The following is a 2,605-nucleotide window of genomic DNA, read 5'->3' as shown; positions in this document are numbered from 1 at the left end:
CGCTGATTGGCGCCCATAAAAAAGGCGACCACCCGGTCGCCTTTTGCCCTGCGTTTGTATCAAGCGATTTACCGAACCCCCTCGGCACGCAACGCCGATGGCGTGAAGTCGGCAGCCTTGGCCACGAAGCCAAACTGGTAACTGTGTTTCTCTTCGTTCTTCATTCCAAGCGCGATGTATCGGCCGGCAATAATGTCGTAGAGCGCTTCCAGCGTATAAGCCTGAGCCTGGTGATCGTAGACGTACTCAGAATGCCCCTCGGCCACTCGCCACAATTGACCGCGACCGTCGTAGTGATCCACCAGCGCTGCTTGCCAGCTGTCTTCGTCGATGTACATGTGGCGCTTGGCGTAGATATGGCGCTCGCTCGGCTTGACCGTACCGATCACTTCCCAGACGCGGTGCAGCTCATAACGGGTCAGGTCCTGATTGATGTGGCCGGCCTTGACGATGTCGTCGTATTTGAGGCTCGGCGAGTCGAGTTTGTAGCTGTTGTAGGGGATGTACATTTCCTTCTTGCCCACCAGTTTCCAGTCGTAACGATCCGGTGCCCCGGAGAACAGGTCGAAGTTGTCGGAGGTGCGCAGACCGTCAGATGCGGTGCCCGGTCCGTCATAGGCCACTTGCGGGGCGCGACGTACACGACGCTGCCCGGCGTTGTAGATCCACGCCAGACGCGGTTCCTTCACCTGATCGAGGGTTTCGTGCACCAGCAGCACGTTACCCGCCAGACGCGCTGGCGCGGTGACCGACTGTTTGAAGAAGGTCAACACGTTGGCGGCTTTGTCCGCGTCCAAATCCTTTATCAGTTCGGGGACGGAGATTTCTTCCTCGAAGCGTATCGGCGTGTAGCTGCCGTTCGTTTGCGGGGTCACCTGGGTGATGATGCGTTTGATGTTGCCACCGTGGTAACGGGTGATGTGGTTCCACAACACTTCGACGCCGTTCTTGGGAATCGGGAACGCGTAGTAACGTTCGCCCGTGAAACCCGTCAGGCCGTTACCGTCGTTGATGGTGGACGTATTCAGTGCGCTGCGCTTGGCTGACTCGAAGATTTGCGGCGGCACGGCCACGGTGCGGTGGGTTGTGTATACCGGGATCTTGTAAGTTTCCGGGTAACGCTTGAACATCGCCACCTGGCCTTCCGACAACTTGTCCTTGTACTTGTCGACATTCGCGGCGGTGATGACAAACAGCGGTTTTTCGCTGGCGAACGGGTCAGACAAGAAGCCTTTGCTGTCCACTGGGGCGGCATTTTTCGGGAGGCCACCGGTCCAGGCCGGGATCGAGCCGTTGGCGTTACCAGCCTTCTCGGCGCCCAACGGTGTGAGGCTGGTGCCGAGTTTGTTCGCTTCATCCGGCGAGACTGCCGCCATCACGTTGGCAGCCAGCAAGCTCAGGGCCAGGGCGCCGCATTGCAGAATCATTTTGCGCATTGAAATCATCCTTCTCAGTCAGATCAGAAGTTCACGCCGAAGCTCAGCGCCACGAAGTCGCGGTCTTCGAGAACGTTGTAGTCACCGCCAAAGTAATCGGTGTAACTGAGGCTCGCGTTATAGGTGTTGCGGTAGTCGGCATCGATGCCAACGCTGACCGCCTTGGAGCCTTTGTTGAACACCCCGTTAGGGGCGTAGCCGGCAACGTCGTGCGCCCAGGACAAGTTGGGTTTGAGGTTGACCCCGCCGATCACGTTGGCGTAGTCAAGGATTGCCCGGGCGCGATACCCCCAGGAGGTCGAAGTCACGAAACCTTCGGTGTCGCCGGCGAAACCGTACTGGCCGTAGACCGAGTCGCGGCCGTAACGCAGTTCGCTGCGCGGCTCAAGACCACCAACGAATACCGCTGCCGCTTCACCGACAATGGTCAAACGTTGAGCGCCCAGCACCTGGTCGAAGAACTGCGTCATGGTGCTCTGGACTTGCGTGACTTCCTTGCGGCGATAGCCTTTGTTGTCGCCGCCAGGTGTCGTGGCGATAGGTGATGCGGCACCGCCGGCAATCGGGTTGATCAAGGCCAGGGTCAGGTCGTTGGTGCTGACCTGCACCGGTGCGTTGGGGCGATAGCTGATCTCACCGCTCCACGCGGTGCCGGTCGGCAAGGTGGTGGAGAAACTGGCGCCGTAGAGTTGAATATCTTCCGGATAATCGAGGTAATACTGACCACGACCCAGCATCACACTTTGGGCCAGACCCGCACCGCTACCCGGTGCCAGACGGTTGGCGACGCCGACCATGCCCGGCAGGCTGGCCAGTGTCGACGCGCCGGCCGTGACGGTGCCGACATTGGGTGTGCGGCTGTGGTAGTTCATGAAATACAGGCCGTACTCGGTGTCATCACCGAGCCAGCGCAAGGCGGTACCCCACTGCCCGGAATCCCGCGCATCGCGGTCGCCGCCACGGGGAACGACCACACCTTCGCGAGTAACCAGAATCGGCTGGCCGAACGCTGCGGCCACCGGCGCCAACGGAGCAATCGCGGGACTGCCGACGGTGTAATTGTTGTTGCAACCATCCGCCACCACATCGACAGCGAAAAAGGTGCCGCAGTTATCGACAACTGTCTGGTCCCACTCCAGTTGGTAAAACCCGTCGACCGAGAGCTGATC

At 59.8% G+C, this 2,605-nt stretch carries 2 protein-coding genes; both read right to left on the bottom strand.

The features are described 5' to 3' along the window. Positions 1–68 precede the first annotated feature (68 nt). On the bottom strand, positions 69–1,436 hold the full coding sequence (locus tag AC1DRJ_RS24090; protein WP_477804355.1) for a DUF1329 domain-containing protein: 1,368 nt from the start codon (positions 1,434–1,436) through the stop codon (positions 69–71). Positions 1,437–1,459: 23 nt separating this feature from the next. Beyond that, positions 1,460–2,605: DUF1302 family protein (locus tag AC1DRJ_RS24085; protein ID WP_477804354.1), on the bottom strand; the 1,146-nt coding region annotated here is incomplete at its 5' end.

The sequence above is a fragment of the Pseudomonas sp. P5_B2 genome (assembly GCF_056400445.1).
This window is presented reverse-complemented; position numbering and strand designations above follow the sequence as displayed.

Coding starts and splice junctions, on each gene's coding strand:
- AC1DRJ_RS24090 (WP_477804355.1), bottom strand. CDS start 1,436: ATGCGCAAAATGATTCTGCAATGCGGCGCCCTGGCCCTGAGCTTGCTG.